Origin of the sequence: Escherichia sp. MOD1-EC6162 (assembly GCF_002965125.1) — a bacterium.
Lineage (GTDB): Bacteria > Pseudomonadota > Gammaproteobacteria > Enterobacterales > Enterobacteriaceae > Escherichia > Escherichia marmotae.
Genome location: NZ_PTSB01000015.1, coordinates 59,228 through 80,690 on the forward strand (window position 1 = coordinate 59,228; position 21,463 = coordinate 80,690).

Sequence of the window (21,463 nt, forward strand, 5' to 3'; positions counted from 1 at the left end):
ATGAGATGCTGGAGGTAATAATGTGGGTTAATTTTGATTTATCAAATAAATAAGCGGTGTTATTTACACCGCTCAATGAGTAATTCTTTTAACCTTTGACCTTCGGCATCTCAATATCTTTAAGACCACCGGCGTTTTCAACGTGGGTGTACCCCATTTCGCTGAGGATTTCTTTTGCCTGTCCGGACTGACGCCCTGCGTTGCAATACACTTTAACGGTGTCGTTTTTATCCGGAACGGCGGTGGCAATACGCTCTTTCACTTCCTTCAGGGGAATATTGATGGCTCCCTGAACGTGCTCTTGCTGATACTGTTCTGGAATACGAACATCGATCCAGTGTTCAGCGGCAAAAACAGGCAGTGAAAACGCCAGCGTCAGCGCTAGTAACCCTTTTTTAAACATGTAAGCGTCCTTCTATGGATGAAAATTGCTATCCATTATACGCCTGAGATTTAACAATTTTTGCGAAACTCCCCTCACCTTTTATAGCGCTGTGCCAGTTTATTAGCGGCCCGACTTAACAGCGGTTCCAGCGCCACAGCCAGCAACATTTTCAGCGGCCGACGAGCAACAGATTTTATCGCCCAACCAGCAACGCCCGCCGGGCCGTAGCGCAGTGCGGTAAGAAGTACCAGCTTGCCTGCTAATTTGAAACCAGGCTTCACCTTTTGCCCGGCCTGTTGCCAGCGAATATTCATAACTTTCCTCACAGTTGACGGAAACGACTACGTAGCGAGAAAGTGTCGGAAGTGACATAACGTTCCATCTCGCGTAAACGCGTTTCACTGGCCGCCAGTTCACGGTCGACTTCATCCAGCAATTCGCTGCTGGAAGGTTGTTGTTCACCATACGCCATGTTGTCCGGCATCGGGTCAAGGGCAAATGACAAGATGATGTAAGCGACCAGGGTAAACAGCGCCAGGCCGAAGAATATCGACAGCACCACGAGAATACGCACCAGTTTTACGGGCACATCAAAATAATTGGCAATCCCTGCGCAGACACCACGCACCATGCCCTGTTGTGGGATGCGCCATAATTTTTTATTGAGATTAATACCCGCCATTAGCGATCCCTCCAGTTCGGATGTTCAGCATCAAGAATGGACTCCAGCGCCTGAATACGCTCACGCATCCGTTTTGCCTCATCTGCCAGTTGCGCTAATCGCTGCTGTTCACTTTGCGACAATTCACCACGGCTGGAGCGGTTGCTGTAATGCAGCCATAACCAGATAGGCAAAACAAACAGCACAAAAATGGTTAACGGAATAGCCAGAAATAGCGCGCTCATAAGTACTCCTTAGACGATGAGCGGCGGCGCGTTCAGACGCCGCCTGGGGTGTTATTATTGATTATCTTGCTTCATTTTGGCTTTTAATTGCGCCAGTTGCTCGCTGATTGCGTCATCGGCTTTCAGTTCAGCAAATTGCTCATCCAGCGATCGTTGTTTACCAAAGCTGTGGCTTTCTGCTTCTGCTTCCATCTGGTCGATACGACGTTCGAAAGATTCGAAACGCGCCATCGCTTCATCAAGTTTTCCGCTATCCAACTGACGGCGCACATCGCGCGACGAATTCGCCGCCTGATGACGCAGCATTAATGCCTGCTGGCGAGCGCGGGTTTCGCTCAACTTGTTTTCCAGTTCGCCTATCTCTTTCTTCATGCGCGCCAGCGTATCGTCCACCAACGTCACTTCATGTTCCAGGGACTTAATCAGATCGGTCAGTTTCTGTTTTTCAATTAACGCTGCACGCGCCAGATCTTCTCTCTCTTTCAGCAGTGCCAGTTCGGCTTTTTCCTGCCACTCAACTTCACGAGCCGACGCTTGTTCAATCCGGCGAGTCAGTTGTTTCTTTTCCGCCAGCGCACGCGCCGAAGTAGAACGCACTTCAACCAAAGTGTCTTCCATCTCCTGGATCATCAGACGCACCAGTTTCTGCGGGTCTTCCGCCTTCTCTAAAAGGGCGTTGATGTTGGCATTCACGATGTCGGCAAAGCGAGAAAAAATACCCATAATGTTGTCCTCTTGATTTCTTTGTTCAGGATTGTCCTGCTGAACTGTTAATACAATTTGCGTGCCAATTTTTATCTTTTTGATTTATAAAGATCTGATTGAAGATTCAACAGCAACATGCCAGGATGAATTAGCGAATTACACTAACAAGTGGCGAATTTCATCATGGCTGAATACAAAGATAACTTACTCGGTGAAGCGAACAGCTTTCTCGAAGTGCTGGAACAGGTTTCGCATCTCGCGCCGCTGGACAAACCAGTGTTGATTATTGGCGAGCGCGGCACCGGTAAAGAGTTGATCGCCAGCCGCCTGCACTACCTTTCTTCGCGTTGGCAAGGGCCGTTTATTTCTCTTAACTGCGCGGCGTTAAATGAAAATCTGCTGGATTCCGAACTGTTTGGCCATGAAGCTGGCGCGTTTACCGGCGCGCAAAAACGTCATCCGGGACGATTTGAACGCGCAGACGGCGGCACGTTGTTTCTTGATGAACTCGCTACGGCACCGATGATGGTGCAGGAAAAATTGTTGCGCGTGATCGAGTATGGTGAACTGGAACGCGTCGGCGGTAGTCAGCCATTACAGGTCAATGTGCGGCTGGTATGTGCCACGAACGCCGACCTTCCGGCGATGGTCAATGAAGGCACTTTTCGCGCCGACCTGCTCGACCGTCTGGCTTTCGACGTGGTGCAACTGCCGCCGCTACGTGAGCGTGAAGGCGATATTATGCTGATGGCGGAACACTTTGCCATCCAGATGTGTCGGGAAATCAAACTGCCTCTATTCCCGGGTTTTACGGAACGCGCCAGAGAAACGCTGCTAAATTATCGCTGGCCGGGAAATATTCGTGAATTGAAAAACGTGGTGGAACGTTCGGTGTATCGCCACGGCACCAGCGATTATCCGCTTGATGACATCATTATTGATCCCTTTAAACAGCGTCCACCGGAAGAAGCTATCGCCGTTTCAGAAACGACATCACTTCCGGCGTTGCCGGTGGATTTGCGCGAATTTCAGATGCTGCAGGAAAAAGAGTTACTTCAGCTCAGTTTGCAACAGGGGAAATATAACCAGAAACGCGCGGCTGAATTACTGGGATTAACCTATCATCAGTTCCGCGCATTGTTGAAAAAGCACCAGATTTAGCGGGGTTAGGCAATGTCACTTGCCGGATGCGGCGTAAACGTCCTGTTCGACCAACAAAACCGTTTAAATTCAATATACTGTCAGCTAGTGCATGATACGGGTTTCGCCAGACGCAGCCTGGCGCACTGGCGGTGCGCAGCGCCGTTATCTATAAAAAGATGTATGACCCGGATCACGAGTGCTATCATCCGCCCCTATGCTTAACGCATTAACCCCAGGGTAAACCATGAACCACGATATCCCACTGAAATATTTCGATATTGCCGATGAATACGCGAGCGAATGCGCAAAATCTGTCGCAGAATCTGAGCGCACGGCGCTGGCCCACTACTTCCAGTTACTGCTCACCCGTTTGATGAACAATGAAGAGATCAGCGAAGAAGCCCAGCATGAAATGGCCGCTGAAGCAGGGATTAATCCCGCGCACATTGATGAGATCGCAGAGTTCTTGAATCAATGGGGTAATGAGTAATCATTTAATAGTGGACGCCCGGCCAGGATTGTAGGCCGTACCGCATCCGGCTAAAAATGAGACACACCTTGTCAGCAATCTGCAGTCAGTCTCACGATCGCGCCTGTCTGCACCTCGCTAAGTTGTTCTGTGAGTTATAGTTATAAAGAAATCATGGGGACGAATGTTGAACAGATGGCGACGCCACCTGTTCAACGACCAACCACACGGCCCTCATTACGACCCCTGAACACAAACGGTAATGGCAAATGTCATTAAATATTAGTAAGATAGCCTATTTACATAAAATCCCTTAATATTATGCGCCAGGTATTATCGTCTCTTTTGGTGATTGCTGGACTTGTGAGTGGTCAGGCAATCGCCGCGCCTGAACCCACCCCGCACGCTGATATCCGCGACAGCGGTTTTGTCTATTGCGTCAGCGGACAAGTCAACACCTTTAACCCATCCAAAGCGAGCAGTGGGTTAATTGTCGATACCCTTGCCGCCCAGTTTTATGATCGACTGCTGGATGTCGATCCTTATACCTATCGTCTGATGCCGGAACTTGCCGAAAGCTGGGAAGTGCTCGACAACGGCGCGACCTATCGCTTCCACCTGCGCCGCGATGTCCCGTTTCAAAAAACGGCCTGGTTTACTCCCACACGCAAAATGAATGCCGATGATGTGGTGTTTACCTTCCAGCGAATTTTTGACCGCAGCAACCCGTGGCATAACGTCAACGGTAGCAACTTCCCCTATTTCGACAGTCTGCAATTTGCCGACAACGTTAAAAGCGTCCGCAAGCTGGATAATCACACCGTTGAGTTCCGTCTGTCCCAGCCTGACGCCTCCTTTTTATGGCACCTGGCAACCCACTATGCGTCGGTAATGTCTGCCGAATACGCCCAGAAGTTAGAGCAAGAAGATCGCCAGGAGCAACTCGACCGCCAGCCCGTCGGCACCGGACCGTATAAACTGTCGGAAAATCGCACGGGGCAATATATTCGCTTACAACGTCATGATGAATTCTGGCGAGGCAAGCCGTTGATGCCGCAGGTGGTGGTGGATTTAGGCTCTGGCGGCACCGGACGGCTGTCGAAACTCTTGACCGGTGAATGTGACGTTCTGGCCTGGCCCGCTGCCAGTCAGCTATCTATTTTGCGCGATGACCCGCGTTTGCGTTTAACGCTGCGTCCGGGGATGAACGTTGCCTATCTGGCGTTTAACACCGCCAAACCGCCGCTAAATAATCCAGCAGTCCGCCACGCGCTGGCGTTGTCGATCAATAACCAGCGCCTGATGCAATCTATCTATTACGGTACGGCTGAAACTGCGGCCTCAATTTTACCGCGCGCCTCGTGGGCTTATGACAACGAGGCTAAAATTACCGAATACAATCCAGCGAAATCACGCGAACAGTTGAAGGCGTTGGGGCTGGAAAACTTAACGCTGAAACTGTGGGTGCCGACGCGCTCACAGGCGTGGAACCCCAGCCCGCTGAAGACCGCCGAACTCATTCAGGCGGATATGGCGCAGGCCGGCGTGAAAGTGGTGATTGTACCGGTAGAAGGTCGTTTTCAGGAGGCGCGATTGATGGATATGAGCCATGATCTGACGTTATCCGGTTGGGCGACGGACAGTAATGATCCGGACAGTTTCTTCCGTCCGTTACTGAGCTGTGCGGCCATTCACTCCCAGACCAACCTTGCCCACTGGTGCGATCCGAAATTTGACAGCGTATTGCGTAAGGCGCTCTCCTCGCAGCAACTGGCTGCGCGTATTGAAGCCTATGACGAAGCGCAAAGTATTCTGGCGCAGGAGTTGCCCATTCTGCCGCTGGCCTCGTCACTGCGCTTGCAGGCCTACCGTTACGATATCAAAGGGCTGGTTCTTAGCCCGTTTGGTAACGCCTCCTTCGCAGGGGTGTACCGCGAAAAGCAAAATGAGGTGAAAAAACCATGATTATCTTCACCTTACGCCGCATTTTGTTATTGATCGTGACCTTGTTCCTGCTGACCTTTGTTGGCTTCAGTTTGAGCTATTTCACGCCACATGCGCCGTTACAAGGCGCGTCGCTGTGGAATGCATGGGTGTTCTGGTTTAACGGCCTGATCCACTGGGATTTTGGCGTTTCCAGCATTAACGGTCAGCCGATTGCCGAGCAGTTAAAAGAGGTCTTCCCGGCGACGATGGAGCTGTGCATTCTCGCCTTCGGTTTTGCGCTGATTGTTGGGATCCCCATGGGGATGATTGCCGGAATTACACGCCATAAGTGGCAGGATAATTTGATCAACGCCATCGCGTTATTGGGCTTTTCAATCCCTGTTTTCTGGCTGGCACTTCTGTTGACGCTGTTTTGTTCGCTTACATTAGGCTGGCTGCCCGTTTCAGGGCGTTTCGATCTGCTCTACGAAGTGAAACCGATTACCGGTTTTGCGTTGATTGATGCCTGGCTTTCGGACTCACCGTGGCGGGATGAAATGATCATGAGCGCAATGCGTCATATGGTATTGCCAGTCATCACCCTGTCGGTTGCACCGACTACCGAAGTGATCCGTCTGATGCGTATCAGCACCATCGAAGTGTATGACCAGAACTATGTGAAAGCAGCGGCAACCCGCGGTTTGTCGCGCTTTACTATTTTGCGTCGCCACGTGTTACATAACGCGTTACCTCCTGTCATCCCTCGCCTGGGATTACAGTTCTCCACCATGCTGACACTGGCGATGATCACCGAAATGGTCTTTAGCTGGCCTGGACTTGGCCGCTGGTTAATTAACGCCATCCGCCAGCAGGATTACGCAGCCATTTCCGCCGGAGTGATGGTCTGCGGTTCACTGGTCATTATTGTTAACGTGATTTCTGATATTTTGGGTGCCATGGCTAACCCTCTGAAACATAAGGAATGGTATGCCTTACGATAGCGTATACAGCGAGAAGCGCCCGCCCGGCACGCTGCGTACCGCCTGGCGCAAATTCTATGGTGATGCCGCTGCAATGGTCGGCCTGTACGGCTGCGCGGGGCTGGCTGTGTTGTGTATTTTTGGCGGCTGGTTTGCGCCTTACGACATCGACCAGCAATTTCTCGGTTATCAATTGTTGCCGCCGTCATGGTCGCGCTACGGAGAAGTCTCTTTTTTCCTCGGCACCGATGACCTTGGTCGCGATGTTTTAAGCCGTTTACTGAGCGGTGCTGCGCCTACCGTCGGCGGCGCATTTGTGGTGACGCTTGCCGCGACAATCTGTGGTCTTGTGCTCGGCACCTTCGCCGGTGCTACGCATGGTTTACGGTCAGCGGTGCTTAACCATATTCTGGATACTTTACTGGCGATCCCGTCCCTGCTGCTGGCGATTATCGTCGTCGCGTTTGCCGAGCCGAGTTTGTCGCACGCAATGTTTGCCGTCTGGCTGGCGTTACTGCCGCGTATGGTGCGTTCGGTCTACAGCATGGTGCATGATGAGCTGGAAAAAGAGTACGTTATTGCTGCCCGTCTGGATGGCGCAACGACGCTGAATATTCTCTGGTTTGCCGTGTTGCCGAACATTACCGCCGGACTGGTCACAGAGATCACCCGCGCACTGTCGATGGCAATTCTTGATATCGCCGCGCTGGGCTTTCTCGATCTCGGCGCGCAACTCCCCTCGCCTGAATGGGGAGCGATGCTTGGCGATGCACTGGAGCTGATTTATGTCGCCCCGTGGACCGTGATGCTGCCTGGAGCGGCAATTATGATCAGTGTGTTGTTGGTTAACCTCCTTGGCGATGGTGTACGTCGTGCGATTATTGCGGGGGTGGAATAATGCCGTTACTGGATATTCGTAACCTGACCATTGAATTTAAAACCGGTGATGAGTGGGTTAAAGCCGTTGACCGCGTGAGTATGACCTTAACCGAAGGTGAAATCCGTGGCCTTGTTGGCGAGTCTGGCTCCGGCAAAAGTTTGATTGCGAAAGCGATTTGTGGCGTTAATAAAGATAACTGGCGTGTTACCGCTGACCGTATGCGTTTTGATGATATCGATCTGTTGCGTCTCTCCGCGCGCGAACGGCGCAAGCTGGTTGGGCACAATGTATCGATGATCTTTCAGGAACCGCAATCGTGTCTCGACCCTTCTGAACGTGTGGGTCGTCAGTTGATGCAAAATATCCCGGCCTGGACCTACAAAGGGCGTTGGTGGCAGCGTTTTGGCTGGCGCAAACGCCGTGCCATTGAGCTGCTGCACCGTGTGGGGATTAAAGATCACAAAGATGCGATGCGCAGCTTTCCGTATGAGTTAACCGAAGGTGAATGCCAGAAAGTGATGATTGCCATCGCGCTGGCAAATCAACCACGTCTGCTGATAGCTGACGAACCGACAAACTCGATGGAGCCAACCACCCAGGCGCAAATTTTTCGCCTGCTGACGCGTCTGAATCAGAACAGTAACACCACCATTTTGCTTATCAGCCATGACTTACAAATGCTTAGCCAATGGGCGGATAAAATTAACGTGCTTTACTGTGGCCAAACGGTGGAATCCGCGCCAAGTAAGGAGCTGGTGACGATGCCGCATCATCCTTATACCCAGGCGTTGATCCGCGCGATACCGGACTTCGGCAGCGCGATGCCGCATAAAAGTCGCCTCAATACGCTGCCCGGTGCCATCCCTCTGCTGGAACAATTACCGATTGGCTGTCGTCTGGGACCACGTTGCCCGTATGCACAACGAGAATGTATTGTGACGCCGCGTTTGACGGGGGCGAAAAATCATCTCTATGCCTGTCATTTCCCGCTGAACATGGAGAAAGAGTGAGATGATAGAAACCCTGCTCGAAGTGCGTAATTTAAGCAAAACGTTCCGCTACCGAACCGGCTGGTTTCGTCGTCAGACCGTAGAAGCCGTAAAACCCTTGAGCTTTACGCTGCGTGAACGCCAGACGCTGGCGATTATTGGCGAGAACGGTTCCGGAAAATCGACGCTGGCGAAAATGCTGGCGGGAATGATTGAGCCAACCAGCGGTGAGTTATTGATTGACGATCATCCGCTGCATTTTGGCGATTACTCTTTCCGCAGCCAGCGGATTCGCATGATCTTTCAGGACCCGTCGACCTCGTTGAATCCACGTCAGCGTATCTCGCAGATCCTGGATTTTCCGCTGCGCCTGAACACTGACCTCGAGCCTGAGCAGCGGCGCAAACAGATTATTGAAACGATGCGTATGGTCGGACTGCTGCCGGATCACGTCAGTTACTATCCGCATATGTTGGCACCAGGGCAAAAACAGCGTCTGGGTCTGGCTCGCGCACTAATATTGCGCCCTAAAGTCATTATCGCGGATGAAGCTCTCGCCTCGCTGGATATGTCGATGCGTTCGCAGTTGATTAACCTGATGCTGGAGTTACAAGAAAAACAGGGCATTTCTTATATTTATGTTACCCAACACATTGGGATGATGAAGCATATCAGCGACCAGGTTCTGGTCATGCATCAGGGCGAAGTGGTCGAGCGCGGCAGTACGGCTGACGTGCTGGCATCGCCGCTACATGAACTCACCAAGCGGCTCATTTCCGGGCACTTTGGCGAAGCGTTGACGGCAGATGCGTGGCGCAAAGATCGTTAATCTTCGGCGCCTCATTCTGACAGGGGGAAATCCCCGTCAGAATGAGGCATTCATTAATCCATTACTTCTGACTGTCGATTCTGGTGAGAGCAACCAGCAATGCCAACGTGTAACACACCGTAATCGCCAGACTCATTTTTAACAGAGTTTCCCCACCTACTCCCGATAACGGCGCAGCTATACCGCCAAAGACAAACATACTCATCCCCATCAGCGCAGATGCCGTTCCTGATTCTTGCGCCCCTACAGCACTCATTGCCTCAGCCCCACCAACAGTGCCTATGCCGCTACAAAATGCGATGGTGAAAAATAATGCCACCAGTGCCGGAATGGGTAACTGCAACCATGCACATAAGACAGTGAGCAATGCACACAGAATCGCCGCTACCAGGCCGACTCTCAACAATTTCATCGGGTTAAGTCGTCGGGCCAGTCGTGAGAAGATCCATGAAGCGATGATAAGCCCGATGCCGTTAAGGCCAAACACCAGGCTGAATTGCATTGGGCTAAAGCCAAATTCTTTCTGTAATACGAAAGACGAAGAACCGATGTACGCAAACAAGCCAGCCAGCATAAAACTTTGAATCAGGCAAAAACGCATGAAACGGCGGTTCTGCACCACACTTCGTCCGGTTAATAGTAATGATGAGCCCCTTTTATTTTCTGGCAATGTCTCATGGATAAATAACAGACAGCCCAGCAACAGTACGGTGCTAATTTCAGCCATTACCCAGAATAAAGTGCGCCAGTCAAAGGTGCTGACAATGTAACCTCCCAGCACTGGCGACAATACCGGAGCCAGGCCATTCACCGTCATTAACAGTGCAAAGAACTGGGTCAGCGTTACCCCCTGATATTTGTCACGAGCAATAGAACGAGAGAGCACCGAACCACCTGCCCCCGCGATCCCCTGAATAAAACGCCAGACCACCAGCCAGTAAATATTGTTAGTTGTCGCGCACAAAATGGAGGAGACAATAAACAATAGTAACGACAAGATTAACGGGCGTTTACGCCCTATTTTGTCGCTCAGAGGGCCAAATAACAGTTGCCCTACGCCAAGACCGATTAGTGACGCGGTCAACGTCAATTGCGTTATGGTCGTGGTTGTCGCCAGTTGCTCCGACATCTCAGGTAATGCGGGCAAATAAAGGTCAGTACACATCGGGCCGATACCGGCTAAAAGACCAAGAATCAATGCCCATGAAAGAGAGACTCTAGCCATACTATTCCTTACTTAAGTGATGACATGCCGCCGCCCAGCGACTGCCAAAGTGTTACCCGGTTTGTGAAATCAGTCAGTTGCAATGCCAGTAACGCCTGCTGTGCGCTCCACAAAGTGCGTTGTGCCGTCAACACGGTCAGGTAATCACCGACACCGGCCTGATAGCGGCGCAGGCCAATATCGACCGTTTGTTGTTCAGCTTTAACATACTGACGCTGTGCATCCAGTTGTTCTTCAACTGTTGCTCTACGAGCCAGCGCGTCAGCAACATCTTTGAAAGCGCTCTGAACGGTTTTCTCATAGGTGGCAACAAGCCCGCGCTTTTGTGCTTCTGCGTAACGAAGCTGCGCCAGATTACTACCGCCGGTGAACAGCGGTAATGTTACCGAGGGCGCAAATGACCAGACCTGCATTCCGTGGCTGAACAGCGACGATAATGCGTCGCTGCCGACGCCAGCACTTGCAGTCAGCGAAATCGTCGGGAAAAAGTTAGCCCGCGCGGCACCAATATCAGCATTGGCGCTCTTCAGATTATGTTCCGCTTCCTGGATATCCGGGCGACGCAGCAAAACGTCAGATGACACTCCCGCAGGAACCAGGCTTATCATCTGCTCCGGCAGGCTTTCCAGTGTTCCCGGTAGCAGATTTTCCGTAAGTGTTGTACCCGCCAGTAAGTTCAGGGCATTTTTATCCTGCATCACTTGCGTCTGATAGCTGGCAACGCTGGCGCGCGCCTGCTGATAGATACTCATCGCCTCGCTGACATCTGTCGCTGCCGCCGTGCCAACCTGCTGCTGGCGCTGGATAATTTTCAATGAGTTCTCTGCGCTGGCCATCGTTTCTTTTGCCAGAGCCAGGTTGCTGTTATCGGCCGCCAGGGTCAGCCAGGCGGTGCTGATTTCGGCAATCAGCGTTAAACGGGTGTTCTGGGCTGTAAATTCACTGGCAAGCCAGGTTTCTCGCGCTGCCCGTGACAAACTCTGATTACGACCAAACAGATCTAACGTAAAACTGGACACCGTACCGTCAGCCTCAGCAGTGGTCCCCGTGCCATTCGCCAGCGAACGACTGCGGGTCGAACTTAAGGTTGCATTCACCGTCGGGAATAACGACGCATTAGTTTGCCCATAGAGCGCCCGCGCTGAGTCAATATCAGCAATCGCTTTTTGCACATCGCGGTTACTGTTCAGTGCAATGGTCACCACTTGCTGCAATCGGGGATCGTGGATCACCTGTTGCCAGTCATGGCTGATTGCCTTCCCCTGCCCCTGTGCTCCCGGCAAGCTCGCCGGGATTGGGGATTCGGGCGTGCTGTAGTGGGGATCGAGCGAGACACATCCCGCACTCAACAGCACCAGAAAAATTAGAGAACGACGCAACATAACTTACTCCTGACGGCGCGGTTTACCGGCAAACAAACGTTTAACCAGCACAAAAAACAGAGGAACGAAGAAGATGGCCAGTAATGTAGCGGTCAGCGTACCGCCAATAATGCCCGTACCAATGGCGATGCGGCTGTTCGCACCTGCACCGGTCGCCATCGCCAGCGGCATAACCCCCGCAATAAACGCCAGCGAGGTCATGATGATTGGACGTAAACGGGTCTGCGCCGCGCGTAATGCCGCACGACTCAGGGAATAGCCCTCAGCAACCGCCGCTTCGGCAAATTCCACAATCAGAATGGCGTTTTTCGACGACAAACCGATAGTGGTTAATAACGCCACCTGGAAGTAAACGTCGTTGTTTAAATCACGCATCCAGGCCGCCAGCGCCGCACCGAGCAGCCCCAGCGGGATCACCAGAATGACCGAGAACGGAACTGACCAACTTTCGTACAGTGCTGCAAGGCAGAGGAAAACCACCAGAATAGAGACCGCATACAGACTCAGTGCCTGACCGCTGGCCAGTTTCTCCTGCAATGACAAGCCACTCCAGGCCCAGGTTGTCCCTGCCGGAAGGTTGTTTGCCAGAGCTTCCATTTTTGCCATCGCGTCGCCAGAACTAAAACCACTCGCGTTTTCCCCCTGAATTTCATAAGCCGCGGAGCCGTTGTAACGCACCAGTTTTTCCGGGCCATAGATCCAGCGCGTAGTAGCAAAAGCAGAGAATGGCGTCATGGCGTTATCGCTACCGCGCACAAACCATTTCCCTAAGTCTGACGGCGCAGAACGAAACTCACTGTCGCCCTGAATGTAGACTTTTTTCACACGGCCACGGTCAATAAAGTCATTCACATAAGTACCGCCCCACGCGCTGGCCAGCGTATCGGTGACATCACTTAAACTCAAACCCAGCGATACAGCTTTATTGTTATCAATATCTACCTGCAATTGCGGCATTTGCGGCAGGTCATTGGCACGTACAGAAATCAGCTCAGGGCTTTGATTAGCCTGTTCAATCAACTTGTTACGCATTTGAAGTAAGGTTTCACGGTCAGTAGCACCACTTGCCATTAATTCAAACGTAAAGCCATTGCTATGCCCCAGACCATCAACCGCAGGTGGAGTCATGGCAAATACCGTAGCATCACGAATTGCCCCCAACTCTTTGGTTGCCCGTAAGGCAATGGCCTGGGCGGTATTTTCTGCACCCTTACGTTGTGACCAGTTTTTCAACGAGACAAACGCCATCCCGGTGTTCTGCCCGCTACCACTAAAACTAAAACCATCAACGGTAAAAATGACATCAGTGTTTGCTTTTTCGTTTACCAGGAACCAGTCAACAATCTGGCGGTTTACTTCTGCTGTACGAGCTGCGGTCGCTCCGGCTGGCAGCGTGTACTGCACCATGATTTCGCCCTGGTCTTCAGTGGGTAAGAAACTGCCCGGCAGTTTCCACATCATCAGAGCCATTCCACCGCCCAGCACGACATAGACACCCATAGCCCGCACCGCACGACGCAAAACATAAAGGACGCCATGCTGGTACTTTTCTTCAGTACGACGGTAAAAGCGGTTGAATGCGCCGAAAAAACCTTTTTTATGCGGTGGAACATGATGGAGGACAGAACCACAAAGCGCAGGAGTCAGCGTTAATGCGACCACCACGGAAAGCAGCATGGCGGAAATAATGGTTATCGAAAACTGACGATAAATTACCCCCGTAGATCCCCCAAAGAACGCCATTGGCAGAAATACGGCAGACAGTACCAGAGCAATAGCAACCAGAGCGCCAGAAATTTCGCCCATTGATTTTTCCGTTGCTTCACGCGCAGGCAGTCCTTCGTCACGCATAATACGTTCGACGTTCTCCACCACCACAATGGCATCGTCCACCAACAGGCCGATCGCCAGTACCATTGCAAATAACGTCAGGGTATTAATCGAATAGCCAAACAACGCAAGAACGCCAAACGTCCCCAGCAAGACGACCGGCACGGCTAACGCCGGGATCAGCGTAGCGCGCAAGTTTTGCAGGAATAAATACATCACACAAACCACCAGTACGATGGCTTCAAACAGCGTCTGAATTACGTCCTCTACGGAGATTTTAATAAATTCAGTGCTGTCTTTTGGGTAAGCGATGTCGTATCCCTGTGGCATGTTGCGCTGAAATTCTGCGATTTTATCCTTTACCAGCGTCGCCGTGTTTAACGCATTCGCTCCCGGTGAGAGCATCACGGCTACCCCTGCGGCCGGATGACCGTTCAACTTACTGATGGCGTTATAATCTTCGCTACCCATCTCAACGCGAGCCACATCCTTGATGCGAACAACCGCGCCGTCTGACTGGCTTTTAACAATAATATTTTTAAATTGCTCAACGGTTTGCAGGCGTGACTGAGCACGAACTGTTGCCGTCAATTGTTGCGTGTTCGATGACGGTAAAGCACCGATTTTCCCGGCAGTAACTTGCACGTTTTGCGCTTCAATTGCACTTTGTACATCGGATGGCATCAGCGAGTATGAGGCCAGTTTGGCTGGATCAAGCCAGATGCGCATCGCATATTCAGCCCCAAAAACTTGCAGACTCCCTACGCCTTCAACACGCGCCAGCGGGTCCTGAAGATTACTCACCAGCCAGTCAGCAATATCGGAACTGGTCGCTTTGTCGGTAGTGTCATATACGGCAGCAATCAGCAAAAAGTTGCTTTGTGATTTCTCCACCGTGACACCGGTTTGCTGTACTTCGCTCGGTAAACGTGACTCTGCCTGCTGTATTTTATTTTGTACCTGCACCTGCGCGGTATCAGGGTCAGTGCCTTGTTCAAACGTCACGTTAATACTGACTGAGCCATCCGAACTACTGGTGGAACTGAAGTAGAGCAAATTATCCAGCCCGGTAAGTTGTTGTTCGATAACCTGAGTTACGCTGTTTTCCAGCGTTTCGGCAGAAGCACCGGTATAAGTAGCTGAAATTCTGATGGTCGGCGGCGCAACATCAGGATATTGCGCGACGGGTAATGTGCGAATGGCCAGAATCCCCGCCAACATAATCAAAATGGCGATAACCCAGGCAAAGACGGGTCTGCGAACAAAAAAACGCGAAAACATCAGGCATTGCCTCCATTAGCCTGAACCTCAACGGCCTTGACGGTCTGCCCTGAAGTTACTTTGGCGGAACCTTCGACAATCAGTCGGTCACCGTTGTGCAGGCCGTTCAACACCAGCCATTTATCACCGTAGGTTTCTCCCGTTTCGAGCGTGCGCTGCTCTACTTTATTGTCTTTATTCACCACCAGCGCGGTAGCATTACCTTTAGCATCACGCGTAACACCTTGTTGCGGCGCGAGAATAGCGTTTTCCATCACGCCTTCATCGACACGAGCGCGAACAAACATACCCGGTAACAACTGCTGCTGTGGATTAGGGAAAATCGCCCGTAATGTCACCGAACCGGTAGATTCATCAACGGCCACTTCGGTGAGTTCCAGCCGACCTTTTTCGCTATACGTTGTACCATCTTCCAGGATAAGTGAGACGCTCATGGTATCGCTGTTGGTTGCCAGCGACTGTTTGCGCAGACGCAGTAAATCGACACTGGAGCGAGTGAGATCAACGTACATCGTTTCCAGACCACGAATAGTCGTTAACGCCGTATCCTGCGACGCGGTTACCAGTGCGCCAGGCGTCACCGACGAAATGCCTATGCGCCCGGAAATCGGCGCGGTGACCGTGGTCCAGTCAAGATTAATTCGCGCGGTTTCCAGTGCAGCTTTTTTCGCTTCTACACTGGCTTTATCTTGTGCACAGGTAGACTGAGCATCATCAGCATCCTGTTGTGACACGCCGCTATCTTTCACCAGTCGGGCATAACGCTGCGCTTTCTGGCAATCGGCTTTTACCAGTGCCTGCGCCTGTTGCAACGCAGCACGGGCTTCATTCCATGCCGCCCGATAACTGGCCGAATCAATCTGGTAGAGCGGCTGTCCGGCCTTAACCAGATCACCTTCCTTAAACAAGCGTTTCTGGATAATTCCCCCAACCTGCGGACGTACTTCAGCACTGAGTGCCGCACTGGTGCGCCCGGTTAATTCACTGACTACAGAAACCGGTTGAGATTTGAGCGTAACAACGCCCACCTCTGTTTCCGACGGGGATGAATTGTTATTTTGCGTATTATCACAACCAGATAAGAGCAGCATTGCCACTACAGACGTTGCTATATACTTCATTATTTTCTCCAGGGTGAACAATACCCTCCTCATTAAAATTAATGAGGATATGTCAGGGATATTCAGATATAACGAACCCGCATCGCGAAATAAATTTCGCAATGAAATAAGGGGGATTAATATCCCCCGCTATCGGTTAATTCTGTTCTTATTTATTTATCAACATATTAATAATATCCTGATATATTTCCTGCAGACGTTGTGGATCGCTTTTTTGCGGTGTTAAACGACGATAAACCGTACCTTCCATCATAGTGGCGAGCACCTCAACGCAACAACGAATGTGCTCATCGCTAAGATGGGGATGCATTCTTTTCATATGCGCACAACCGTTAGCGAACATTCTGGCGTCAGCTTCCTCGAGCATTGCCATCACCCGCGGGTTGCGTGTTGCTTCTGCGGCCACTTCCAGCATCAACGCGTCGTCGTCTTCATTTAAGGATTTCCGCAAGGCAAGGACTTCCGGGAAGCGATCGGTACGCGCGTCAATGTCCATCTGAGCAATACGAAAGTCGATGATACGGCGAACCATCTCTTCAATAATGGCGTCTTTATTGGCGAAGTAACGGTAGATCTGCCCGACGCTAAGCTGAGCTTCGCTGGCAATTTGCGACATACTGGCGGCATGAAAACCGCAGCGATGAAAACACCGACGGGCGGCGTTGATGATTTCATCCTGGCGCTGTTTGTGACGTATCTCCAGCTTGCTAGTCATTTCTGTCTCCTGGCCTTCCACTTGGTGAGAATGATCATTCTCATTTTGGCTAATTATACGTTTCTCCAAAGTAATGGAAAGTATTTTTATCTTATTCATGATGCATATTCTGATAATGAAGAGATTGTGGAGATTCTGTGAAGATGGTTGAAATATTACGTTGATGTCAGTTCATCAGAGAAAGGCAGCGACGTGTTGTCGCCAGATTCTATGAGATATTCCCATAACCTGCCCCTGAAGATGTCAGGATCAGATAGAACAAAATGTTCTGTACTGTAGCTTCTCCCCCGTACAGAAAGCGCAACTATAGCCACCCACAGCCAGGTTGATTATAATAACCGTTTATCTGTTCGTACTGTTTACTAAAACGACGAATCGCCTGATTTTCAGGCACAACAAGCATCAACAATAAGGATTAAAGCTATGGGTTTTCTTTCCGGTAAGCGCATTCTGGTAACCGGTGTTGCCAGTAAACTGTCCATCGCCTACGGTATCGCTCAGGCGATGCACCGCGAAGGAGCTGAACTGGCATTCACCTACCAGAACGATAAACTGAAAGGCCGCGTAGAAGAATTTGCCGCTCAATTAGGTTCCAGCATCGTTCTGCAGTGCGATGTTGCCGAAGATGCCAGCATCGACACCATGTTCGCAGAACTGGGTAAAGTCTGGCCGAAATTTGACGGTTTCGTACACTCTATTGGTTTTGCACCTGGCGATCAGCTGGATGGCGACTATGTTAACGCCGTGACTCGTGAAGGCTTCAAAATTGCCCACGACATCAGCTCTTACAGCTTCGTTGCAATGGCAAAAGCTTGCCGTTCTATGCTGAATCCGGGTTCTGCCCTGCTGACTCTTTCCTATCTGGGCGCTGAGCGCGCTATCCCGAACTACAACGTTATGGGTCTGGCGAAAGCGTCTCTGGAAGCGAACGTGCGCTATATGGCTAACGCGATGGGTCCGGAAGGTGTGCGTGTTAACGCCATCTCTGCTGGCCCGATCCGCACTCTGGCCGCTTCTGGCATCAAAGACTTCCGTAAAATGCTGGCACACTGCGAAGCGGTTACTCCGATTCGTCGTACGGTTACCATTGAGGATGTGGGTAACTCCGCAGCGTTCCTGTGTTCCGATCTCTCTGCCGGTATCTCCGGTGAAGTGGTTCACGTTGACGGCGGTTTCAGCATCGCTGCAATGAACGAGCTGGAACTGAAATAATCGTTCTGTGGGTAATGATGGGCGGCGTTGCGCCGCCCATTTCTCTGTTATACCTTTCTGATATTTGTTATCACCGATCCGTCTTTCTCCCCTCTCCGCCTTGCGTCAGGATAACGATTTCCGTTATGACCAAGGAACGCCCATGGAACAACGCCACAGTTCAGGCAAAAGCCACTGGTATCACGAAACGCAATCCAGCACTGCAGAACATGACGTTCTGCCTCTGGTTCCGGAAGCTGCACAGGTTACCGATCCTTTTCTGCTCGACGTGATCCTTGACGAAGAAACACTTGATCCCTTTCATTCGTGGCTGATCCCGGCGCGTACTCTTGCTGTAGAGCTATTTCCCAATCAGCTTGCGGTGACCCATTTACAGACATTCACCGCCTATGAACGCCTGTCGACCGCTCTGACCGTTGCTCAGGTCTGCGGCGTCCAGCGTTTATGCAACTACTATTCCGCGCGTCTGACACCGCTTCCCGGACCAGACTCCTCCAGGGAAAGTAATCATCGTCTGGCACAAATCACGCAATATGCCCGTCAACTGGCCGGCTCTCCATCGATTATCGACAACCGATCGCGCCAGCATCTTCACGATGTCGGGCTTACCGCCCGGGACTGTGTGATTATCAATCAAATTATTGGTTTTGTTGGTTTTCAGGCGCGAGCAATTGCGACTTTTCAGGCTTATCTTGGACAACCTGTACGCTGGTTACCCGGTCTGGACGTGCAAAGCTACGCTGACAGCTCACTTTTTGCTGAAGTATCAACCGGCTGGCGTGCCTGCTACGAAGGGGAAAAATTCTCTGGAGAGCAAGAGACGAATGCTCTCCTGTTGCCAGGCTCTGAACTTCGCCAACTGGCAGCAATCCTGAATCTGCATCCTGCCTCGTTTTCACTCTTTGTGGCGTTGTTATCCAGCCCGTTGGTAACAACAAAATCCAGCCATCAACTTGCTGCTTTACTCAGCGCACGAATTAACGGCAGTGCTGCCTGTTTCACCTCTCTCATACATTCAACATTTGAATATAAAGAAGCAATATCCATTCTGCGTCAGGGCGAAAACGAAATAAACCAGTGGGCTGACTGCCATTTTGTTGAGCGTGCTACGGTTCAGGCGATACAATGGCTGACACGAGCACCCGATCGCTTTAGCGCCGCCCAGTTTAGCCCGTTACTCGAACATGAAACATCATCAGCGCAGGTTATCAATCTGCTGGTATGGAGCGGGTTTTGTGGTTGGATAAATCGCTTAAAAATCGCGTTGGGTGAGACACATTAACCTTGCTGCGTCAGGCAGAATCGCGTAAAACTGTCAGCCGCTCTAATGGCCACCAAAATAGACAATTATGTTTCAGGACAACCCGCTGCTAGCGCAGCTTAAACAGCAACTGCACTCCCAGACGCCCCGCGCTGAAGGGGTGGTAAAAGCCACTGAAAAAGGCTTTGGCTTCCTGGAAGTCGACGCACAGAAAAGTTATTTCATTCCGCCGCCGCAGATGAAAAAAGTCATGCATGGCGACCGAATTATCGCGGTGATCCACAGTGAAAAAGATCGTGAATCCGCAGAGCCAGAAGAACTGGTTGAACCGTTTCTGACTCGTTTCGTGGGTAAAGTTCAGGGCAAGAATGACCGTCTGGCCATCGTGCCTGATCATCCACTCTTAAAAGACGCTATTCCTTGCCGCGCTGCCCGCGGGCTGAATCATGAGTTTAAAGAAGGCGACTGGGCGGTTGCCGAAATGCGCCGCCATCCGCTGAAAGGCGATCGTTCTTTCTATGCTGACCTGACTCAATACATCACTTTTGGTGATGACCACTTCGTGCCCTGGTGGGTAACCCTGGCGCGCCATAACCTGGAAAAAGAAGCACCAGATGGCGTCGCCACCGAAATGCTCGATGAGGGTTTGGTTCGTGAAGATCTCACCGCGCTGGACTTTGTCACCATCGACAGTGCCAGCACGGAAGATATGGATGATGCCCTCTTCGCGAAGGCGTTACCGGATGACAAACTGCAGTTAATTGTCGCAATTGCCGATCCAACCGCGTGGATTGCCGAAGGCAGCAAGCTGGACAAAGCAGCGAAAATTCGCGCATTCACCAACTATCTGCCAGGCTTCAACATCCCGATGCTGCCGCGCGAGCTTTCTGACGATCTCTGCTCACTGCGTGCCAATGAAGTGCGCCCGGTACTGGCATGTCGGATGACGTTGTCTGCTGATGGCACCATTGAAGACAACATCGAATTTTTTGCCGCTACCATCGAATCCAAAGCCAAACTGGTTTATGACCAGGTTTCCGACTGGCTGGAAAACACCGGCGACTGGCAGCCAGAAAGTGATGCGATTGCCGGACAAATCCGCCTGTTAGCGCAAATTTGCCAGCGTCGCGGCGAATGGCGTAATAACCATGCGTTGGTGTTTAAAGATCGCCCGGATTACCGTTTTATTCTCGGTGAAAAAGGTGAAGTGTTGGATATCGTCGCTGAACCACGCCGTATTGCTAACCGTATTGTCGAAGAAGCGATGATCGCCGCTAACATTTGTGCGGCCCGCGTGCTGCGCGATAAGCTCGGTTTCGGTATCTATAACGTGCATATGGGCTTTGATCCGGCAAATGCCGAGGCGCTGGCAGCATTGCTGAAAACGCATGGCCTGCATGTTGATGCCGAAGAAGTGCTCACACTGGACGGTTTCTGCAAACTGCGTCGTGAGCTGGATGCGCAACCGACTGGCTTCCTCGACAGCCGCATTCGCCGTTTTCAGTCTTTTGCGGAAATCAGCACCGAACCGGGTCCTCACTTTGGCCTCGGTCTGGAAGCGTATGCCACCTGGACTTCACCAATTCGCAAGTATGGCGACATGATCAACCATCGTTTGCTGAAAGCGATCATCAAAGGCGAAACGGCGACGCGTCCGCAGGATGAGATCACCACCCAAATGGCAGAGCGTCGTCGTCTCAACCGGATGGCAGAACGTGATGTCGGGGACTGGTTGTACGCGCGTTTCCTGAAAGACAAAGCGGGCACTGACACCCGTTTTGCGGCAGAAATCGTCGATATCAGCCGGGGCGGTATGCGTGTGCGTCTGGTCGATAACGGCGCTATCGCCTTTATCCCTGCACCGTTCTTACACGCCGTGCGCGATGAGCTGGTTTGCAGTCAGGAAAACGGCACCGTACAAATTAAAGGTGAAACAGTTTACAAAGTAACCGACGTTATCGACGTCACCATTGCCGAAGTACGCATGGAAACCCGCAGCATTATTGCGCGCCCTGTCGCGTAATCTCTTTTTACGGCCCATTCATTACGGATGGGCCGTTTGCTTTTCCCTTCCCCCACATTCGTTTATCTCAGCAGATTTTTTTTAATGACATCCGTTTGAAAACTGGCGTTTTCCCAAAACTGGATTACAAATAAATATATAAAAAAAACAATACGTTTAACCGCCATTAATTTCATGTAAGCCATATGAACCGTTCATTTA

The 21,463-nt window shown here is 51.3% G+C and carries 21 protein-coding genes; 10 read left to right on the plus strand and 11 right to left on the minus strand.

Annotated features, from left to right (window positions below; translation table 11 throughout):
• Window positions 1-88 precede the first annotated feature (88 nt).
• From pspE to pspA, 5 genes are all read right to left on the minus strand, one after another.
• Window positions 89-403: a thiosulfate sulfurtransferase PspE gene (pspE, locus tag A9587_RS14085; protein ID WP_000473116.1), complete on the minus strand. Its 315-nt coding sequence runs from the start codon at window positions 401-403 to the stop codon at window positions 89-91.
• Window positions 404-477: 74 nt separating this feature from the next.
• Window positions 478-699, minus strand: coding sequence for a phage shock protein PspD (gene pspD, locus A9587_RS14090; protein WP_001469239.1), 222 nt, complete (start codon window positions 697-699; stop codon window positions 478-480).
• Window positions 700-707: 8 nt separating this feature from the next.
• Window positions 708-1,067, minus strand: coding sequence for an envelope stress response membrane protein PspC (gene pspC / locus A9587_RS14095; protein ID WP_016248746.1), 360 nt, complete (start codon window positions 1,065-1,067; stop codon window positions 708-710).
• Complete coding sequence (pspB, locus tag A9587_RS14100; protein WP_001274965.1) at window positions 1,067-1,291, minus strand: envelope stress response membrane protein PspB; 225 nt, start codon at window positions 1,289-1,291, stop codon at window positions 1,067-1,069. The genes pspC and pspB overlap by 1 nt, the downstream gene beginning before the upstream one ends.
• Before the next feature lie 54 nt (window positions 1,292-1,345).
• Complete coding sequence (pspA, locus tag A9587_RS14105; protein WP_000511027.1) at window positions 1,346-2,014, minus strand: phage shock protein PspA; 669 nt, start codon at window positions 2,012-2,014, stop codon at window positions 1,346-1,348.
• Between the two features lie 165 nt (window positions 2,015-2,179).
• Between pspA and pspF the strand changes: the two genes are divergently transcribed.
• The 7 genes from pspF (at window position 2,180) to sapF (ending at window position 9,212) form a co-directional block, all read left to right on the plus strand.
• Entirely contained in the window at window positions 2,180-3,157 is a 978-nt protein-coding gene (pspF, locus tag A9587_RS14110; protein ID WP_001516479.1) for a phage shock protein operon transcriptional activator, read from the plus strand.
• Between the two features lie 226 nt (window positions 3,158-3,383).
• A complete protein-coding gene (locus tag A9587_RS14115) occupies window positions 3,384-3,629 on the plus strand; it encodes a YmjA family protein (RefSeq protein WP_001015094.1) in 246 nt (81 codons plus the stop codon).
• Window positions 3,630-3,929: 300 nt separating this feature from the next.
• Window positions 3,930-5,573 carry an ABC transporter substrate-binding protein SapA gene (sapA, locus tag A9587_RS14125; protein WP_105263569.1) on the plus strand — a complete coding sequence of 548 codons (1,644 nt, stop codon included), beginning with the start codon at window positions 3,930-3,932 and terminating at the stop codon, window positions 5,571-5,573.
• Window positions 5,570-6,535, plus strand: a complete 966-nt coding sequence (gene sapB / locus A9587_RS14130) for a putrescine export ABC transporter permease SapB (protein WP_105263570.1) — start codon at window positions 5,570-5,572, stop codon at window positions 6,533-6,535. The genes sapA and sapB overlap by 4 nt, the downstream gene beginning before the upstream one ends.
• Window positions 6,522-7,412 carry a peptide ABC transporter permease SapC gene (gene sapC, locus A9587_RS14135; protein ID WP_105263571.1) on the plus strand — a complete coding sequence of 297 codons (891 nt, stop codon included), beginning with the start codon at window positions 6,522-6,524 and terminating at the stop codon, window positions 7,410-7,412. Before sapB ends, sapC begins: the two co-directional genes overlap by 14 nt.
• A complete protein-coding gene (gene sapD, locus A9587_RS14140) occupies window positions 7,412-8,404 on the plus strand; it encodes a peptide ABC transporter ATP-binding protein SapD (protein ID WP_001128856.1) in 993 nt (330 codons plus the stop codon). The genes sapC and sapD overlap by 1 nt, the downstream gene beginning before the upstream one ends.
• A 1-nt stretch (window position 8,405) precedes the next feature.
• Entirely contained in the window at window positions 8,406-9,212 is an 807-nt protein-coding gene (gene sapF, locus A9587_RS14145; RefSeq protein WP_000573415.1) for a peptide ABC transporter ATP-binding protein SapF, read from the plus strand.
• Between the two features lie 61 nt (window positions 9,213-9,273).
• On the opposite strand, the gene A9587_RS14150 is transcribed toward sapF, so the two are convergent.
• From A9587_RS14150 to A9587_RS14170, 5 genes are all read right to left on the minus strand, one after another.
• Window positions 9,274-10,437 carry a multidrug effflux MFS transporter gene (locus tag A9587_RS14150; protein WP_105263572.1) on the minus strand — a complete coding sequence of 388 codons (1,164 nt, stop codon included), beginning with the start codon at window positions 10,435-10,437 and terminating at the stop codon, window positions 9,274-9,276.
• An 8-nt stretch (window positions 10,438-10,445) separates the two neighbouring features.
• Window positions 10,446-11,819, minus strand: coding sequence for an efflux transporter outer membrane subunit (locus A9587_RS14155; protein WP_105263573.1), 1,374 nt, complete (start codon window positions 11,817-11,819; stop codon window positions 10,446-10,448).
• Window positions 11,820-11,822: 3 nt separating this feature from the next.
• Entirely contained in the window at window positions 11,823-14,930 is a 3,108-nt protein-coding gene (locus A9587_RS14160) for an efflux RND transporter permease subunit (protein ID WP_000492824.1), read from the minus strand.
• Complete coding sequence (locus A9587_RS14165) at window positions 14,930-16,051, minus strand: efflux RND transporter periplasmic adaptor subunit (protein ID WP_001516483.1); 1,122 nt, start codon at window positions 16,049-16,051, stop codon at window positions 14,930-14,932. The genes A9587_RS14160 and A9587_RS14165 overlap by 1 nt, the downstream gene beginning before the upstream one ends.
• Window positions 16,052-16,199: 148 nt before the next feature.
• On the minus strand, window positions 16,200-16,766 hold the full coding sequence (locus A9587_RS14170; protein WP_105263574.1) for a TetR/AcrR family transcriptional regulator: 567 nt from the start codon (window positions 16,764-16,766) through the stop codon (window positions 16,200-16,202).
• Window positions 16,767-17,189: 423 nt separating this feature from the next.
• Here A9587_RS14170 and fabI point away from each other — a divergent pair, with 423 nt between their 5' ends.
• The 3 genes from fabI to A9587_RS14185 all read left to right on the plus strand — a co-directional run bounded on the left by fabI (window position 17,190) and on the right by A9587_RS14185 (window position 21,262).
• Window positions 17,190-17,978, plus strand: coding sequence for an enoyl-ACP reductase FabI (gene fabI / locus A9587_RS14175; RefSeq protein ID WP_000506507.1), 789 nt, complete (start codon window positions 17,190-17,192; stop codon window positions 17,976-17,978).
• A gap of 142 nt (window positions 17,979-18,120) precedes the next feature.
• A complete protein-coding gene (locus A9587_RS14180; RefSeq protein ID WP_105263575.1) occupies window positions 18,121-19,260 on the plus strand; it encodes a CMD domain-containing protein in 1,140 nt (379 codons plus the stop codon).
• 67 nt (window positions 19,261-19,327) lie between these two features.
• Window positions 19,328-21,262 carry an exoribonuclease II gene (locus tag A9587_RS14185; RefSeq protein ID WP_000484960.1) on the plus strand — a complete coding sequence of 645 codons (1,935 nt, stop codon included), beginning with the start codon at window positions 19,328-19,330 and terminating at the stop codon, window positions 21,260-21,262.
• Between the two features lie 62 nt (window positions 21,263-21,324).
• Here A9587_RS14185 and A9587_RS14190 read toward each other — a convergent pair whose 3' ends face one another.
• Window positions 21,325-21,447 (minus strand): hypothetical protein, encoded by a 123-nt coding sequence (locus tag A9587_RS14190; RefSeq protein ID WP_000323866.1) that lies wholly within the window; start codon window positions 21,445-21,447, stop codon window positions 21,325-21,327.
• Window positions 21,448-21,463 lie beyond the last annotated feature (16 nt).